Origin of the sequence: Beijerinckia mobilis, assembly GCF_000745425.1 — a bacterium.
In the GTDB taxonomy this organism is placed as follows: domain Bacteria; phylum Pseudomonadota; class Alphaproteobacteria; order Rhizobiales; family Beijerinckiaceae; genus Beijerinckia; species Beijerinckia mobilis.
In genome coordinates, this window is record NZ_JQJH01000037.1 from 1 (window position 1) to 16,812 (window position 16,812).

18 protein-coding genes and 1 pseudogene are annotated in these 16,812 nt (G+C 55.0%); 11 read left to right on the top strand and 8 right to left on the bottom strand.

Translation table 11 applies throughout. The annotated features are described in order from the left end of the window. A pseudogene (locus DL88_RS20610) lies at positions 1-793 on the top strand (hypothetical protein); the annotation flags it as partial. Here the strand turns inward: DL88_RS20610 and DL88_RS17545 are convergent. Continuing rightward, positions 790-1,371, bottom strand: a complete 582-nt coding sequence (locus tag DL88_RS17545) for a recombinase family protein (RefSeq protein WP_034999153.1) — start codon at positions 1,369-1,371, stop codon at positions 790-792. The pseudogene DL88_RS20610 and the gene DL88_RS17545 overlap by 4 nt on opposite strands. Positions 1,372-1,535: 164 nt before the next feature. Here DL88_RS17545 and DL88_RS17550 point away from each other — a divergent pair, with 164 nt between their 5' ends. The 7 genes from DL88_RS17550 (at position 1,536) to DL88_RS17575 (ending at position 7,380) form a co-directional block, all read left to right on the top strand. Continuing rightward, positions 1,536-4,454: a Tn3 family transposase gene (locus DL88_RS17550; protein ID WP_034999156.1), complete on the top strand. Its 2,919-nt coding sequence runs from the start codon at positions 1,536-1,538 to the stop codon at positions 4,452-4,454. Positions 4,455-4,556: 102 nt separating this feature from the next. Next, complete coding sequence (locus tag DL88_RS17555) at positions 4,557-4,988, top strand: DUF1403 family protein (protein ID WP_051956141.1); 432 nt, start codon at positions 4,557-4,559, stop codon at positions 4,986-4,988. 2 nt (positions 4,989-4,990) lie between these two features. Continuing rightward, positions 4,991-5,656 carry an SMC-Scp complex subunit ScpB gene (gene scpB / locus DL88_RS17560; protein WP_034999158.1) on the top strand — a complete coding sequence of 222 codons (666 nt, stop codon included), beginning with the start codon at positions 4,991-4,993 and terminating at the stop codon, positions 5,654-5,656. A gap of 49 nt (positions 5,657-5,705) precedes the next feature. After that, entirely contained in the window at positions 5,706-5,993 is a 288-nt protein-coding gene (locus DL88_RS17565; RefSeq protein ID WP_034999160.1) for a BrnT family toxin, read from the top strand. Further along, positions 5,974-6,258 (top strand): BrnA antitoxin family protein, encoded by a 285-nt coding sequence (locus DL88_RS17570; protein ID WP_034999162.1) that lies wholly within the window; start codon positions 5,974-5,976, stop codon positions 6,256-6,258. The genes DL88_RS17565 and DL88_RS17570 overlap by 20 nt, the downstream gene beginning before the upstream one ends. 157 nt (positions 6,259-6,415) lie before the next feature. After that, on the top strand, positions 6,416-6,745 hold the full coding sequence (locus DL88_RS20485) for a hypothetical protein (protein ID WP_156971184.1): 330 nt from the start codon (positions 6,416-6,418) through the stop codon (positions 6,743-6,745). A gap of 50 nt (positions 6,746-6,795) precedes the next feature. After that, positions 6,796-7,380 carry a Uma2 family endonuclease gene (locus tag DL88_RS17575; RefSeq protein ID WP_034999165.1) on the top strand — a complete coding sequence of 195 codons (585 nt, stop codon included), beginning with the start codon at positions 6,796-6,798 and terminating at the stop codon, positions 7,378-7,380. Positions 7,381-7,556: 176 nt separating this feature from the next. On the opposite strand, the gene DL88_RS17580 is transcribed toward DL88_RS17575, so the two are convergent. The 4 genes from DL88_RS17580 to DL88_RS17595 form a co-directional block, all read right to left on the bottom strand. Further along, entirely contained in the window at positions 7,557-7,973 is a 417-nt protein-coding gene (locus DL88_RS17580) for a hypothetical protein (RefSeq protein WP_034999168.1), read from the bottom strand. A 95-nt stretch (positions 7,974-8,068) separates the two neighbouring features. Further along, entirely contained in the window at positions 8,069-8,698 is a 630-nt protein-coding gene (locus DL88_RS17585; RefSeq protein ID WP_034999170.1) for an SEN1982 family lipoprotein, read from the bottom strand. 111 nt (positions 8,699-8,809) lie between these two features. Continuing rightward, the gene (repC, locus tag DL88_RS17590) at positions 8,810-10,093 is read right to left on the bottom strand and encodes a plasmid replication protein RepC (protein WP_084705271.1); all 1,284 of its coding nucleotides are present in this window, start codon (positions 10,091-10,093) and stop codon (positions 8,810-8,812) included. 325 nt (positions 10,094-10,418) lie between these two features. Then, entirely contained in the window at positions 10,419-10,844 is a 426-nt protein-coding gene (locus tag DL88_RS17595; protein WP_245270948.1) for a thermonuclease family protein, read from the bottom strand. Between the two features lie 700 nt (positions 10,845-11,544). Between DL88_RS17595 and DL88_RS17605 the strand changes: the two genes are divergently transcribed. The 3 genes from DL88_RS17605 to DL88_RS17615 all read left to right on the top strand — a co-directional run bounded on the left by DL88_RS17605 (position 11,545) and on the right by DL88_RS17615 (position 13,660). Next, the gene (locus DL88_RS17605) at positions 11,545-11,937 is read left to right on the top strand and encodes a hypothetical protein (protein ID WP_034999174.1); all 393 of its coding nucleotides are present in this window, start codon (positions 11,545-11,547) and stop codon (positions 11,935-11,937) included. Positions 11,938-12,066: 129 nt separating this feature from the next. Continuing rightward, complete coding sequence (locus tag DL88_RS17610) at positions 12,067-13,131, top strand: hypothetical protein (RefSeq protein WP_084705272.1); 1,065 nt, start codon at positions 12,067-12,069, stop codon at positions 13,129-13,131. Between the two features lies 1 nt (position 13,132). Beyond that, entirely contained in the window at positions 13,133-13,660 is a 528-nt protein-coding gene (locus tag DL88_RS17615) for a hypothetical protein (RefSeq protein WP_034999179.1), read from the top strand. A 56-nt stretch (positions 13,661-13,716) separates the two neighbouring features. Here DL88_RS17615 and DL88_RS17620 read toward each other — a convergent pair whose 3' ends face one another. The 3 genes from DL88_RS17620 to DL88_RS17630 form a co-directional block, all read right to left on the bottom strand. Next, positions 13,717-14,028 carry a hypothetical protein gene (locus DL88_RS17620; RefSeq protein ID WP_034999180.1) on the bottom strand — a complete coding sequence of 104 codons (312 nt, stop codon included), beginning with the start codon at positions 14,026-14,028 and terminating at the stop codon, positions 13,717-13,719. 47 nt (positions 14,029-14,075) lie between these two features. Then, the gene (locus DL88_RS17625; protein ID WP_034999181.1) at positions 14,076-14,537 is read right to left on the bottom strand and encodes a hypothetical protein; all 462 of its coding nucleotides are present in this window, start codon (positions 14,535-14,537) and stop codon (positions 14,076-14,078) included. Between the two features lie 2 nt (positions 14,538-14,539). After that, positions 14,540-16,812: DotA/TraY family protein (locus DL88_RS17630; protein ID WP_034999183.1), on the bottom strand; the 2,273-nt coding region annotated here is incomplete at its 5' end.

Sequence of the window (16,812 nt, forward strand, 5' to 3'; positions counted from 1 at the left end):
GTACACTTTCTTGGTGACACATCCGACCCTGACCGAATCCGAGCGGCAAATTCTGGCCGTTGAGGCTGCGCGCCGCATCCAGCAAGGTCGCGCACTTGTTGGGGATACATTAGTCGACATCGGGCAGGCCCTGTCGCTGCAAGCCATGCGAGACAACAGCCAGCATCTCCATGAAGGCTTATCCCTTTTGGAAAGCGGCATGGCGGCCCGAGCCGCCGCCAATGGATTGGCCAGCCCTCAGCAAATTGCGTTCAACTGGTTCGATGGACAAATGGGCCTTCCCTTCAGGACCCAGCAGGAGCAGGGCTTTTTGTTCGGCCTGGCACCAGCTCATCTGCTTTTCATGGCGGTGCTGATCCTGGTGTCCATTGGGCTGCTGGTGCTGCAAGCCCTGCGCCTTCACCGTGTTCAAGAGATCCTGCGGACTACACAGGGGTCGCCTGGACCCTCATCGATGCAGTCTCCCCCACCTTCCAATTCAGCCGGACCATCCAATCCACCGCACGCGCCTGTCCAACCTTCATCCCCTGGCGGAGCGGCTGCATCCTCCGTCAAAACGCAATCGGAGGCAGCCAGAACCGGACCCTGGCGCGGCACTTTGAAGGTCGCTCAAAAGACTCGCGAAACATCACAGATCGTGACGTTCAGTCTCATTGATCCTGATGGCGGCCAGATCCCCTTCGACTTTTTTCCCGGACAATTCGTCCAACTGGGGGTAGACCCAACAGTCGTGTCACCAGCCGCCAAATTGATCGATTGGCTTCGGCCGGCTGAATGCAGCTTCCACTTTTAGGTTCCTACGGGCTGCCCAGAGGCCCGATGTTGGGCGACAATCCTCGACACAGTTGGCTGACTGATATTGTAAAGCCGTGCCATGTCGGCCCCTGATTTGCGGCCCGTAATGACACTTTCTGCGATTTCGCGTCGTTTTGCGGGATCAAGCTTCTTTCGTCGTCCCCCGGTCCTGCCTTCGGCGCGAGCGGCAGCGATTCCTGCCGATGTACGCTCGCGGATCATGGCACGTTCAAACTCGGCAAACGAGCCGACCATTTGCATCATCATGCGGCCAGCCGGTGTCGTGGTATCGATGTCTTCGGTTACCGAGCGGAAGCCAGCTCCGGCCTCGACGATCCGCTCCATGATATGCAGCACATCCTTCAGTGACCGCGACAGACGATCCAGTTTCCAGACAACCACGGTGTCGCCCTCGCGCAATTGATCGAGCATGCGGTGCAACTCGGGCCGATCCCAACGACCGCCTGAAGCCGCTTCCTCGAATAGCCGTCGACAGCCGGCAGCCCTCAGTGCCCTGGCCTGCAGGGCATTATTCTGCTCATCGCCTTTAGAGACTCGGGCATAGCCGAGCAGCATACCTGCGCTGGCAGGCTTAGCGTCTTTCACAAACGACCGTTTACGAACGGATTTTGTGTCCACGACGGTTCCTCGAGAATTTCCTTTCAATACCCTCTTTCATAACATCTTTCAATGGCAAGCGGATTATGAATGGAGTGCCCTCTCATCGGAAGAGACACTCCATGCCCCGGCTGACCACGAGTGATTGTGCGCTCGCTCTCTCAAAACATCATGCCAATCGTCTGAGCTTTGCCATCCTCCTTGCGTTCTTTCGCGAACGAGGCCGTTTCCCTCGGCGCTCCACAGAAATCGAGCAGGCCATGGTCCAGGACATTATTGGCCAACTTAATATTGAGGACTCGGCAGATTGTAGGCTCACGCTGTCTGGCCGCAGCGTGGAGCGGCACCGTGCCGAAATTCGTGAGTATTTGGGTTTTCGTGAAGCAACAGTTGCTGATGGTGAAGCACTTGTCGAGTGGCTCCAACATCAAACTGCGGCCATTGGTACGAATGCCGATCGGCTGACGGAACAGCTTGAGGGCCGGTGTCGAGCGCTCTTCATCGAGCCACCCAGCTCACATCGCGTCGACCGCATTGTTCGTTCCGTGATCCATGCCCACGATGAACGGCTTCAAACTGAAATCACTCGGCGTCTCACTCCTGAAACGCGACAGCGGCTCGAGGCACTCCTGCGCCCAGCCAAAGTGGAAGGTACCCCAGATAGTGGTTCGGACGCTGGATTGGCTCCGGCGCTACTCCTGCGGCTGCGTGGCAATCCGGGTCGGCCGAGCCTCGCCGCGATCCAGGACGAATTGGCCAAGTTGACCCTGATCCGAGAGATTAATCTGCCTGCCACTCTCTTTGACAAGGTTTTGCCACATGAACTCGATCGATACCGCCGCCGCGTTCTTGTCGAAGCGCCTTACGAACTTCGGCGGCATCCAGAAACCGCCAGGCTCACCTGGCTTGCCGCATTCGTGCATCTTCGTGGCCGTTCCCTGATTGACGATCTAGTCGATTTGCTTATCGAAACCATCCATCATATTGGCGCGCGGGCCGAGCGGAAGGTCGAGCGCGAGCTGCTCGATGATCTCAAACGGGTCTCGGGCAAACAAAACCTGCTGTTCCAGGTGGCCAACGCTTCCCTTGATCAGCCGAATGGAATCGTCCGCGATGTTGTCTTTCCTGTGGTTGGCGAACAGACCTTACGGGATCTGGTCAAGGAGTGGAAATCCACAGGCCCGACCTATCGGACGATCCTGAGGACCGTTATCCGGAATTCCTACAAAGGGCATTATCGGCGGATGGTCCCAGAAATTCTTGAGCATCTGGAATTCCGTTCGAACAACGAACATCACCGCCCGGTCATTGAGGCGTTGGAGCTGCTCAAGCGCTTTTCCAACTCCAAGCTGCACAGTTTTCCACAAGAGGAAACCGTGCCGGTCGATGGTGTTGTGCGTGGCCTCTGGCGGGACGCCGTGATTGAGACGGAGGTCGATGGTCGGCAACGCATCAACCGTATCACTTACGAAATCTGCGTCCTTGAGGCGCTGCGTGATAAGCTACGCTGCAAGGAAGTTTGGGTCGTTGGCGCCGATCGCTATCGGAACCCTGACGACGATCTGCCGACGGACTTTGAGGCGCAACGGAAACCCTATTATCAAGCGCTTGATCTTCCGCTTGACGCCGCTCAGTTTATTGCAAATCTAAAGGATGAGATGCGGCAAGCGCTACAGTCCTTTAACGACGGGCTGACCCACAATCCCCTCGTGCGCATCACGCGGAAAAAAGGCGGCCAAATTACCGTCACACCTTTTGATCCCCAGCCCGATCCGCCAAATCTGATTGTCCTTAAATCGGAAGTCACCGCAAGGTGGCCGATGACCAGTCTCTTGGACATGGTCAAGGAAGCAGATCTACGCCTCAACTTCACGGACACCCTGAAAAGCCCGACAGCATACGAAAGTCTGGACCGATCGGTTCTGCGACCTCGCCTACTTCTATGTCTCCACGGCATCGGAACGAATGCCGGATTGCAGCGCATGGCCGGGTTGCAATCGGGGGTAACCCAAAAGGATCTGGCTTACGTCCGGGGCAGATATTTGACTGTCGAGACACTGCGCCGTGCCATCGCGATCATAACGAATGGCACGCTTCGAGCCAGGAATCCTGCCATATGGGGCGATGGCACGACGGCATGTGCCTCGGATTCCAAGCACTTCGGCGCTTGGGATCAAAATCTGACAACTCAATGGCATGTTCGCTATGGCGGCAGAGGCGTCATGATTTATTGGCATGTCGAGCGAAAATCTTTGTGCATCCATTCCCAGCTGAAATCGCCCTCGTCATCCGAGGTCGCTTCGATGATCGAGGGTGTGGTTCATCATTGCACCGAAATGGAAGTCGACCGGCAATACGTGGATTCTCACGGTCAGAGTACGGTCGCCTTTGCGTTTTGCCGCCTTCTCGGGTTCCATCTCATGCCTCGGTTGAAGCAGATCAATGTTCAAAAACTCTATCGGCCTGATACCGGTCAACCAGACGCTTATGGGAATTTGCAACAGATATTGACCAAGCCAATAGATTGGGAAATCATCCGTCAGCATTATGATCAGATGATCAAATACGTCACGGCGGTTCGGCTCGGCACTGCGGAAACCGAAGCAATTTTAAGACGCTTTACGCGGAACAACGTCCAGCATCCGACCTATAAAGCGTTTTCCGAACTCGGCAAGGCGATAAAGACGATCTTTCTATGTCGCTATTTGAATAGCGAGGATTTACGCCGAGAGATTAATGACGGATTGAATGTTGTCGAACAGTGGAATGGAGCCAATGATTTCGTTTTCTTTGCACGCCGTGGCGAAATGGCCAGCAACCGTCGCGAGGATCACGAAATCAGCATGCTGGCACTCCACCTTCTCCAGAACTGCATGGTTTACGTCAACACGCTCATGGTCCAACAGATCTTGGCCCAGCCGAATTGGGCTGAAAAGCTCACTACCCGGGACCTCGCCGCGCTCACGCCATTAATCTGGGAACATGTCAATCCATATGGTCGCTTCGAACTTGACATGGAAACCCGGCTCCCGATCGATTGATCAATTTGGCGGCTGGTGACATGACTGTTGGGTCTACCCCTGCACGCCATGGCGGTGGGCGCGGCCGCGGTTTGGATGGGGCAGGCGGATGGGGGTGGGGAAATGCAGGGCCTGCCGCTTCTGGCGCTGGCCCTGGCGGATCTGGCGCTGGCCCGCACGGCGGGATGGACAGCGCCAGTGCCGCTGGCCCTGCTGGCGGTGTCCTGGGCCGAGGCACGGGCGGCCGGACGCGATCCGGCTGCCTGGCTGAGTCTCTGCAGCCGTTGCCTTGCGGGGGCAGGGGTTCTGGCGCTGACCCTGTTTTCCACCGTGCATGCCGCGGCGGAGCGGCTTCTGGCCGTTGCGCCCAGCGTGCGCATCCGCGGCATCGCTCCAGCCCTCACCGTGCTGCTCGAGGAAGAGGCCGTAATACCGCGTCAGCTGCAGCCCGCTCTCAGCGACCGGGCCGGACGCCGTCTGGTCGATCAGCTGACCGCCCAAGGCGCGCTTCGCGAGCTCACCGGCCGCGCGGCCTTCCGGATCTATGGATTGTAGTTATGACAAAACGCGCCCGCTCCGACGCCTCGCTCGACCGTGAGCTCGAGGACCTACCGCCACCCTTGCGCTGGCGCGAATGGATGCGGCGTGTCGAAACGCTGCTGTTTGCCGCCAGTGCGCCCGTGCCGCGCGAGGTGCTGGCGCGGGTGGTCGGCGCCTCCTGCGCCATCGACGCCCTGATCAGCGATCTGCGCACGGATCTGCGCGGACGGCCCTATGACGTCGTGGCTGTGGCGGGCGGCTGGCAGCTGCGCACCCGGCCTGCCTTGGCCCCTGTCCTGCGGGCGGCGGGGTTCCTCAAGACGGGGGAAGGGGACCTCAGTCCGAAGGAGGCAACACTGCTGCTGGCGATCGGCCATTTCCAGCCGATCACCCGCGCGCGGCTCAGTGCCTTCTTCGGCCGCGAGATCAGCCGCGACACGCTTGCCTGGCTCAAAGCCAAGAAGTGGATCGGCTCCGGGCCACGCAGTCCGGAGCCGGGCGCACCGATCACCTATGTCACCACGCGGGAATTCTTGAGCGCGTTCGGCTTCGCCAGTCTGGCCGATCTGCCGGGGCAGGGGCTGTTTGCAGCGTGTTGGACGGACGGAGAGGAAATGGGACCAGTAGCCAATATCTTTGACGAGCCAAGGGAAGATATCGATCACTCGATGGCTCTTGATTGAAAATCGCCTTTGATAAGTGTAAATACAATTTCGTCAATATGGAGCGGGCGTGACATTCGAGTGGGATCCGGCAAAGGCCATTGTGAACTTGGCCAAACATGGTGTCTCGTTCGAGCTGGCTTGTGAGGTTTGGGAAGATCCCCTCTATGCGCTCGTGCCGGATCGGATTGAGAATGGCGAGCAGCGTTGGCATGCGATTGGCCTTGTCGGTGCCGTCACGATCCTGGTGGTCGTGCATGTCTATCCAGACCCGGACAGCGAGGAACGGATCAGGATTATCAGTGCTCGCAAGGCGACCACCCGCGAAAGGAGACGCTATGAGCAGGAAATCCCGTGATCCCGCGCTTCAAACACAACTTGATCGCCTGGCCGCATTGCCGGATGACCAGATCGATACGACGGATAGTCCCGAGGCGCCTGCCGAGAATTGGGCTTATGCGCGTCGGCCAAATCTTTATCGCCCCCTCAAAAAGCCTGTCACGATCCGTCTCGATGCCGATGTCGTGGACTGGTTCAAAAACCATGCGCAAGAGGGGGGCTATCAGACCGAAATCAATCGCGTCCTGCGACTGCATGTGGCGAAGACATCGGTTCGTTCATAAGAGCTGATGGCTCAATGGCCGGTGTCATGACCTGATTATGATACAGAACCGCAGTAAAAACCCATATCTGCGACTGGTGACTTAACCTCGATATAATTTCTTCTTCGCGTGTCTTGATGGAACCATTCCTCTCGTTGATCACAATGAGAGAATTTTCATGATTCGGCTCCGCTTCCAAAGACTTGGATCCTCCTTACCTGCCGTTCTTCTGGAACGCATCCGGCGAGGCGTGTCGTTCGTCTCCTATAACCTGACTTTTGTTTGTGTATCGTTGATCTGCCATGCAGCACCAACATCGTCACAAAGCAAGCCGCCCACGGTTGATTTAAGCCCTCTCGTGAACGTGGTTGTAAAATGGGTTTTTGAATGGGCCTTGGTTTGGCTTATTGCGACATTGATTCTCGTGCTCTGCTTTGGTCCTCTTGGTGTTCCGCTCGGTGGATTATTTGGACTATGGCTTTTTGGTCATCTGTACGCTGGATGGTGATAGCGGCCGGCCTTATGGAAGGAGCGACGGAATTCTGGTAGAGTGCCTTTATGAACGCTCTGCCGAAGATCCCTTACCATATGACGGTCGCCGAGTTCCTGGCCTGGGACGCGCCGGCCCCTTTGCTATGGCAACTGGTCGACGGTGAACCCCAGGCTATGGCGCCTGCCAGCCGTACCCATGGCGCCATCCAGGGAGAATTATGCAGCTTGATCCGTAATCATCTGGATCAACGCGACAGTTCCTGCTCGGTCATTATTACGCCTGGCGTCATTCCCCACGTCCAGTCCGAGACCAATTTCCGCATTCCCGATCTCGCCGTCACCTGTGCGCCTTACGAAACCGAGGAATCGGCACTTACCGATCCGGTTCTCGTGATCGAGATCCTTTCACCCAGCAATCAGGCTGAAACCTGGGCCAATGTCTGGACCTATACGACCATCCCCAGCGTCATGGAGATCCTTGTCGTCAGGACAGCCGTGATCGGCGCCGAATTGCTGCGACGCGGCCCGGATGGTTCCTGGCCGAATAAGCCGCAAGTCCTCGAGAGGTCAGGCATGCTCAGCCTGGAAAGCATCGGTTTCCAGGTGCCTCTGGCCGCTCTTTATCGCACCACGCGTCTGCTCAACCATTGAGGATCAGTGCGAGGCTTTAGCGTGGGTCCATCAGCCAAGGTGAGAGCGAACACAAGGCCGTGGGCTTTGATCCCACAGCCTTGGCATTCAAGCTGTAGGCGCAATCGGCAATCAATTCCTTTCAAACGTCCACACATACATCGTGCTGATGCGATCGTCCGGAATACGGAATTCACTCAACCTCTGAAGCTCCATTTGCCACCGTCCAGATGAACCTTGCCGGCTGCCTTCAAACGCTGCAGGGAGACGGAAATCGTCTGTCTGCCAAGATCGCGATCGGCCCGGATTGCCTGCTCGATGTCCGCTCTGGCGAGAGGACCTTCTTCCTCGAGCAAGGCTAATATGGCATTCGGTGTCGAGCCTTCGCGTCCTTGCGATTCCTGCGGTTTCGCAGGGCGGACGGAAGGGATGGAAGTCTTTGTCCTGACCGGTTTGCGGTTCTGCGCCACGGTCTTTCGGCTTTCACGACGGACCGGCTTGCGCGAGGCTTCGCCTTCCAGATCAGCCAGAATCTCTTCCACCAGACGCAGTTTGTCGAGGCGTTCCTCGATCGCAGAAATTTCGGCCTGGATCTGTTCAAGTGATTGGGGCATTTGTCTGTCCTTCCTTCAAGTATCCTTTGGCACATAGATCAAGGGATCAATGGTGCCAAGGCTGTTCGCCTCGTTCTGCCTCGCGCAAGATCCCATCAGTTTAAGGGAAAACGCCATCCATCATTCATGAGGACAAGCGGCAATGTCATTTGTCCTGACTTTCCTGATGTGTTTTCGGGGAAGGCACGTTGGATGGTGGGCGATTTTGCCCAATCATCAAGAATGGGATTAGCCGTGAACGTGACCTGACTGATTGTCTGACCGTTCAGTTGAGCTGGCTCGCTGAAACTGTCGATCGAAGCGATTTCGACGTGGCCGAAACAGAAGCCTGATGGTTTCCCTGACAGCAAGCCACCGCCTTCCTTGAATAAGGTCTTTCCCTTGCCGGTAAGATTATACTCAATGTTCGGCAGGACTCTCACCCCCTGAAGCGGGACAGGAGTCGATACGGGCAATTCCGTGCGCGTAAGAAGGCCGGCCTCTACCAATGCATTATATTTTACAGCGTTCTGGGGAAGGCCACCGTTCATGACAATGGGGAACGTCTGCACATTAACAGGCAGGCGCGAGCAGTTTTCCGTGAAATAATCTTCGAGGGCCTTTTTGAAATTGGCTTTGGAGGCTTCTTTTGGATTGCCACAGGCAACAAGCGCCAAAGGAAACACAAGACATGCGACGATGCGCAGAACAGGTGTTTTCTTCGATGTTGGCAGGGGTGTGGACATAGCGATCTCCGTTCCGTGAATCAACACGAAAAGCCTAAGCATCAGCCATGAGAATAAAAACGAGATGGGCAACGAGCCTTGCTCCTCGATCTCACGAAATTTGTTCAAGCACTATTGGACCCAAGGCCGTTTGCCCCATTTCGCTTCACGCAAGGCCCAGAGCGAGCGCTCGAGGAACAATTCGCCCTTCTCGGCCTTCTTGACCATGCCGCCGAAATAGCCGGCTGGTCCGCTCGAGAAATATCCGTCAGGCTTCGCTGAAACGAGGGCAAGCGCCAAGGCCGCACCCTCTCGGCCCATCACTCGGCAGGCTTGTGCCCAGAGGGTTGTCGAAACACCCAGGGAATGCCGCAAGGGACCACCTGCGGCGCCGATCACATCCTGCCAGTCGGGGGAAGACACCCCAACCCATTGGCCAAGCTCAGGGGCAAGCTCCAACAGTTCGGCCGGCTGCGTCAGCCCGCCTTTCTTTCCGCTTGCCCTTTCCTGGGGCTTGGCTTCTGCCTTGAAGGATGAGGCCGCTGCCTCTGGTTCAGGCCGGCTACTTCTTCTGAAGGCAATTACAGTATCCTTAAAAGGATAGTGTTTTAAGGTTGTATTTGTATTTATGTGAGGCTCGTTTTCGAGCCCCACGGGGCTTGTTTTTGTTTGTTCCTGCTGTTCGCGTTCACTTTTGATGATGTCTTCAAGACCTGTCTGAACATCCTGCATCTGGCCCAGCAAATCACGCAGGTCTTTTGAGGCTTGCACGCGGCGGCAGGCAAGATCAAGCCGATCGCGTTCAGCGAGCCAAGCGGTGACTTCCGGCAAGACATTCTGCGTATCGGTCAAAATAGCCTCGGCCTGGAGGATGGCCTTGCGGACGAGGGTCAGTTGCCGCCGGCAGGAGCGGACCAAAGCGCGTTCGATTCTGGCTTCCTCGGCGATACGGAGGAATTCGGCATGCCTCTGGGCAAGCGGGGAGAGGTCGAAGCCGAAGGCTTGCAAGATGCGGCCATCCGGACCGCGCTGGCCATAACGTTTACCCTCGGCATTGTCCCGAATGACGAAAATGCCCGCTTCGAAGAGGGCGCGATTCAAGACCTTCACCCTGGCGGCGGAGAGGCCGAGATATTCTTGCTGCAGGCGAGCGGAGGGCCAGGCGATCGGCTTGGATCCCTGCTGCCAGTCGCAGGCATGCGTCATGTCGAACAGCCAGGCGACGAGCTCAAAGGCTTTGGGGGGCAGGTGTAGATAGGGGAGGGCCTGCTGGAAAGCGGCGAGGAACTGGAACGGTTTGAGGCTGCCTTCTTGCAGGCCTTGATAGGTATCAGCCTTCTCGCGGAAAGCGAGCATGGCAGGGCTGATCCGCCGCAAGCCCGAGGGGCGCGGGGCATGAGATATTCCCGTGGACATAGGTTCTCCGATATTGCGAGAACCCGACCGAAAAAAGCACGGTTCCATCCGGCAAAGCGATCCCGTGGCCTAAAAATAAGGCTTGCATCGGTCTCGATTTTCGGGGAATATCTGCTTGCGAAGACAGTTTATTCCCCGGCTTTGCCGGACAGGCCCGACCTTTATGGTCGGGTTTTCTGTTTCTAGATCATAATGGCCTCTGAATCATTGGACCGGCCCGCAGCTGGCACGAGTCCTAAAACGGCACTTTGCCCGCTTTTCATAGAGACGTCCAGCCCATGCCGCAATCCAATCGGGGCATGGACATCTTTTTCCGTATGTCCGCTTATTGATCATGGCCCGCGCGATGGTCTCGGCGCCAAAGGTAAGGCTCTTTGACTGTGCCTTGCCAAATGCCACGATGATCAGTCTGCGCCTTTGCCTCCAGGGGAAGATAAGCAGGTTCTGTCGGCCGGCCATGAAAACGATAGACGATAGCCTGACCTTCCTGCACCATTGCGGCGCCAAGATCGGGGGTTTCCTGTGTGCCGCATTTAGCGAGTTTGCGGCCATAGATATCGGGCTTTATGATTGTGCAGGTAACAGTACGGCCGACGACATGAGAGGCAAGCCAGGTGGTTGCGACCGCGCCGCACGGCCAGGCCTGACCAAGACTGGTATAGGCTTGCTGATCTTTCTCACACGCATCAATTCCGAAGAGTCGATAAGACTGTCCGTCACGAGGATCGCGGAATGTGTCTCCGTCGATCACGCTTGCCGTGATGCCAGATATGAGTGTCTGCGATTGCTGATTATGATCGATGATCTGAGTGTTTGCTGGGCCATGACTAGATGCAAGGAAAAGAAGGAACGAGATTGTCTGCCGACGGAGGGTAAAGTGCATGCATAAGACCTTAGAAAAGCAATTTGCATGGCGGATCATTTAACCGGTGCATGAAAATTCAAATGACAAAAAGAGTCATACTTTCGCCGTGTTTCAGATAGTCGTTTAAATTGGCTTGGAGTGAGTATTAATAGTTTCTTTACGAGACGTTCACTTTCGAGTGAAAATCGCCCTGGGTGGATTTCAATTTTTATAGGAATGGGCTGCAGGCGGTGTAAGCAAAAGCGGATTCAATAACTTACGCACATATGGCATGGGCTGAGTTATGTAAATATTTTTAATGGTTTATGACATTCTCAGCAGCAATTTGGAACGGCCAGCGCACATAAAATAGCTGGCTTCGGCCGTGCGAAAAAAGCGAAAAGTCGGCGAGAATTTGGTTCTGCAAAAATTTTACAAATGGTTCGGCTTGGGGTAGCGTGAGAACATAAGATGAATCTTTAGCTGTCTGATGCAGCATGGTCTGCATAATAATAAGTCTTGCCTATAATATTAATAAGTAGAAGTTGTTTTTGACTCGCGTGTGTTTTTGTCTATTAGGCAAACTCAGGAATAGAGAGAGTAACCGATGCGAGAAGAGCAGGATAAGGTGCTTGTTTTTGACAAAGCGCGTTATAAGCGAGCGAAGCAAGAACCATTACAAATCCGCCAGGATGATAAAGAGCTTATTAAAATGTGTGAACTTATTTGTGAATTTGGAGAACATTTTGACTATATTCTTAAAACTGACAATCTAAATGTTGATGATCAATCTGAAATTATTGACTTAATTAACAACAGATTGTTCCAGCCGTTGTTAAAAATTGTTGGATTAAGATCATTTTCTGAGCTTGGTGTTGCTGCAAAAGAACAAGCTCTTGCTGCTTATAAAACTTTTATGCCTTGTGGCGTTATTGATAATTACACAGAGAGTTTAATAAATTCAATAAATAATGATATTAGAACAATAAGTAGTAAATGAACCACACTATTATTTTAGAAAATTACGCAGAATAAATGTCATGCTTAAAATTAATGTCCCAATAAATTTATGCGCTGTTTTCTCATGAGAGAACCATAGAACCTTCTCGTCTGTTTATGAGGAGGTTTCATGCGCTCGATGTCTGCCGCTCTTTTTTGTCTCTTGCCGTATGTGGCTGCTGCATCAGATCTTTCCGAGCCTAAACAACCATCCGAGAGGGTTATAGAGGAGCCAACACTCCCTTCTCTTGTACCAGGCTCCAGTGATGGATCGTCACCATCTCATCGGTCTGATGGTTTCAATCCTGACAGCCCCGTATTGAAACACATCGAGAAATCTGGAGCCAGGCTGTCAGAGCTTGTAGCCATGCATGGCTTGCAGCGAGTGCTTGTTCAACGTGACAAGCAATTTATGATTTTGAATGTCACGCCTGATGGTGAGGCAATTATCGCGGGCCTTCAATCTGACTTCCCCTTCGTTGAAATGAAGAAGTCGCTCCAGATGGATGTGACCGACCTTAAGGAGACTCACGGCATCAAAGGTCTGTTCGTGCGGAACGGCAATGAATTTCAGGTTATGTATTTGACCCCTGATGGTCAGAACGTGATTCCTGGTGTCATGTGGGATGCGACAGGCCACAATATTACGCGTGATCAGGTGGCGTCGATCGACGGTGCGGTTCCGCGTGTCGAAATCAAGAATGACAGCACCCCGGCCGTGGCAATGCCCGTCTTTAGCGGAAAACCCGCGCTCTCTATCGTTAAAGAAACGAGTTTTGGCACCTACGGTAAGCCGGGAGCGCCGAGGCTTTGGGTCTTTGTCGATCCTCTTTGCAGTTTCTCCTTGAGAGCCATGGATGAATTGCGCTCCTATGCGGCGCGTGGAGAGATCGAGCTGGCGGTTGTTCCCATAGCGATTATTGATCATGAGACAGGCGGAAAAAGCACTGAATATGCGCTCTCTATGGTCAGTCTTCCGCAAGAAACGATGGTTGCGGCCTGGCGCAATGATCAATTGAAAAGTCCCGCTACATCTGAGGCTCGGGAACGATTGTCGATCAATATGGCGGCGGCAGAGGCAATCCATTTACGAGGAACGCCAACCTTGCTTTGGCAGAAAACCGACGGGTCGGAAGGGCGTCTCGATGGCGTTGCAAACGACTGGGATCGTGTCATAGCATCAATGAGGCATTGAGATGGAAGGGTCTGCTTATGAGCCTCAGCAAAAAGAGGCAGGTCTCCTGGGGCGCGGCTTCAAGGGGTTGAAACAAGCATCTCTCAAAGCCATTCAATGGGAATTGATCAAGGACAATGCACAATTCATCCATAAGTTGGGAGTCCTTCTTCGGCGGAAGAATGATCATCAGTCAGGATTTGTGGTCAACGAGGCCCGGGGGCTCGATGTGGCCGCAACGGCGGATCTCTATCAGGTGCCGGTTGAGTTTATTGAACAATTGATCAGGAAACGGCGGAGACAGACGAAACAGGCCGCTTATTGCGCCTTTGGTTTTGGCTGGCTGACTTTCTTTTACTGGCTCTATCAATCGCTAAACCAGTCGTGGTCATCCGGGCATGTCATCGAGACATTCGAATTCGCGCCGTTTTGCTTTGTGTTCTTTCTGGTCGCCTTCAGGAACGCGCTGCTCAATTATCAATTGAGGACAAGGCATGTGGCAACGGCGATGGAATATCTTCGAACGGAAGAGATGTTCTGGCCTGCCTGAACGAAATCAAACATGCATTAAAAAAGCCTTCGGTCGTTGGATCGAAGGCTTTTCTTTTAGAAGGTGCCGGGGGGCGCGTTGGAAGGGCCTCCCGAGGCACCGGAGGCCCATTGCGCATGCTCATAATCCGGCCGGCCGGCTGTGGTGGCGGGCTCGACGGGTTTGACGATCGTGCGATTTAGATTGATGACGGGTGGCCGCCAGGTGGCGTTGGCCTCTCCGTAGGCTGCGGTAGGATCGTAATAGGGATGCTCGACCCGTTGCGGTAAGGGAATCGTGTAACTGGAGGCGCCGTGGATGTTGGGTGGAGCGCCGCAGGCTGAAAGCGCAAGGGTACAGGGAAGGATTAAAAACGAATAAAAACGCATGGCAATCTCCTTTCGAAGATCACCATGGGGTTGTCTCATGCGAAGGACTAATCGTCCTGATCTGGGAAACTTTCTCTCAACAAACCGGGAAGTTCGAAGGGAAGCTTTTGGACGCTGTGTCCGTGATCTCTGATAAACCGCAAACATCGAAAAAGGGTATCGTCATATTCGTTGAGCCTCGTTCCTCGATCATGGAACCCCTTCAGAGCGGACTCTCCAAACTCCTTGGCTTCCTTTAACTCCTTTTGCAGCGCTGATTTCTGACGCTGGTCCTGCTCGTAAACGCCATAGAGCTTTTGGTAATCCTGATGCAGCCGAGCATAGTGCTGGCGAAGAGCATTGTTCTCCGCGATGAGAGCATCGACATCGATTTTGGGCTGCGGCGGTGAAAAACGGGCACGAAGAAGCTGTCGTGTGCGAGCATCGTTTTCGGCGGATGCCCGTCCCATCTGATACCATGCATAATTGCCGAAAAGGCTGGAACCACCTTCTTCATCATCTTCAAGCATGGTCAAGCCTCCTCATTGGGCGTGGCATTCTGTGTATCCGTCGCGGCGCGCAATGTGGAATCCATACCATGATTAGACGCTGATGGCGATTGCTCGGGAGAAGAAGTTGTGGGTCCCGATAATTTCCGGGTGTAGCCGAGCTGTTTCTGAGCAGCCTCACCGGCACCAAGAGCACCTTCACGGAGACCTTCACGCATGGTCGTCAGGGCTCCTCCAACGCCAACAAGGGCCGCCTCTTTCGAGAATTGGTTCATATCGACCCTGTTGGTGGCCGTGAAGCCGACGAGACGGGGCAGATGATGCGGGATCAAGGTAATCAGCCGGAACGACGTCAAGGCAAGAACGATGTGGATCGTCACATAGATCGAGAGGAGAACGCAGACACCGAGGATGTTGGTGACGACCCAGCCATTGGCGAGAACAAATCCGGCCGCGATCCCGAAGGACATGCGGACCAGCCAGCTCATAGCGGCGAAGATCGTATAGCCGAAGAAGAGGCCAAACAGCATGAGGACGGGACGGAACAGGAGGTTAAAAAGAAGGCCATAGCCCTCGATCGCGCGGCCATGAAGTCCCGCGCCTTCAAGCGTCATATGGGCGAGCATCCAGAGAGGGACCGCAACGACAGCCTCACAAACGAGGATCAGATAGCCGGCGACACCCGCCATCCACATGACCCAGGGGATCATCGGCAGGACAAAAGCGATCGTCAGGCCGGGAATTAGCAGAGCCAGGCAAGCCAGAAGAATTGGCGTCCCGAAGAACTGAACCAGAGCACTGCCGGCGACGGAGGCGGCGGCTCCAGCGAAGTTTAACGTCAGGATGTTCCAGGCCGTCGTTGCGACCGTGCCCGTCGTCGAGGACAAAAGCCCTGCGGCGCCGAGCGCGGTGAGAGCGATGACGATCAGCTTGTGGCCGAGCTGCATGAGCGAGCCGAAAGGATCCGTCCAATTGTTGCTGCTTGGCGACATAGCTTCGGTGAAGTAGCTAAGAACCCGATCGGACAGGTGAATGGAGCGCATGACCTGCTCGATGGCGCTGGCCCCGTCGCCGCCCGGTGTTGCTCCCGAAAAAAGCTGAGCATTGCCAGTGGGTGCATCGAGTCCATCGGTAGTGGTCACATAGCTCCTGAGATTGCTCAAAAACTGCGTCTCGGCGGTCACGAGTGGCGCTAAATCGCTTTTCAATGACTTGCTCAAGCCTTCAAACGAGGGCGGACTGACCATCGGCGTCGCGTTCAGGAGCGACATCGTCTGGCCATTGAGCCGCGCGATTTCCAGGTAATAGGCGCCGGCCGAGGTCCAGCCCAGAGAATTGAGCTGCGTTTCATTGGTAATGAGACCAACGGAGCCGTTCCGAGCCTGTGTCGGATCGCTCAAGGCATTGCGCAGCTGGCTCGTGACCTGCGTCGCAGTATTGGTCAATTGCTGCGTATAATCGGCTGTCGCGGTCTGGAAAATCTGCAAGAGCGGAGCAAGGGCGGAAGCCTGCTTGGTCTGCCAGAAGTTCTGGGCGACCGTTTGCACGTTCGACCGGATGTCCGCATTCAGGACCGATTCGAGGATTTGTTGCTGGATCGCCGGCATGTCGACGCTGACACCAGCAAGGTTCGTGGCGCCGCTCGATTGCTGCAAAGTGACGGTGCCGCAAACAGGCGTACCGGTTTCATTGCCGGAGGTCAGGCCATAGGACCAGGTAATATAGGTCAGGGTCGCGACAGGTTCGCCTGTGACAGGATTTGGGGCCGGGACGAGATTCGGATTGCCCGAGGCCTGATTGATCAGGGCACGGCAGAATTCGTTCTGGATCAGATTGATCACGGTGGTGGAGGTTCCCGGAATCATCGGCTGGGCGATGACCAGAGCGTCGGGACCGATCGCCTGAATCGCATTGGCATAGACTGATTTTGCCATGCCGATGCCCCACATGGCGGTCTTGATCACCATGGCTTGTCCATTCGAGAAGCCGGAAGCGAGCGGGAACATCATGATAGCCGCGAACCCGATCCGCACGACGCCCATCCAGGTCATCGCATCGGTCATGAGCCGCGAGGTTTCCGCGACACGGTGGATGTTGATGATCATATGGTAGCAGAGGAACGCCATGGCGATGGCCATAACGAACCGGGTCAATTGGCCCATGATCTGGCCAATGACCGTAGTCGTTCCATTCTGGTTGATCGGAAAGATATTGTTGATGGCTTGGGCGGCCCAATCATTCCCGGGGTCGAGAGCGGCCCACGTGAGTTCGCCAGTATTGGCGGTTTGAGCAAAAA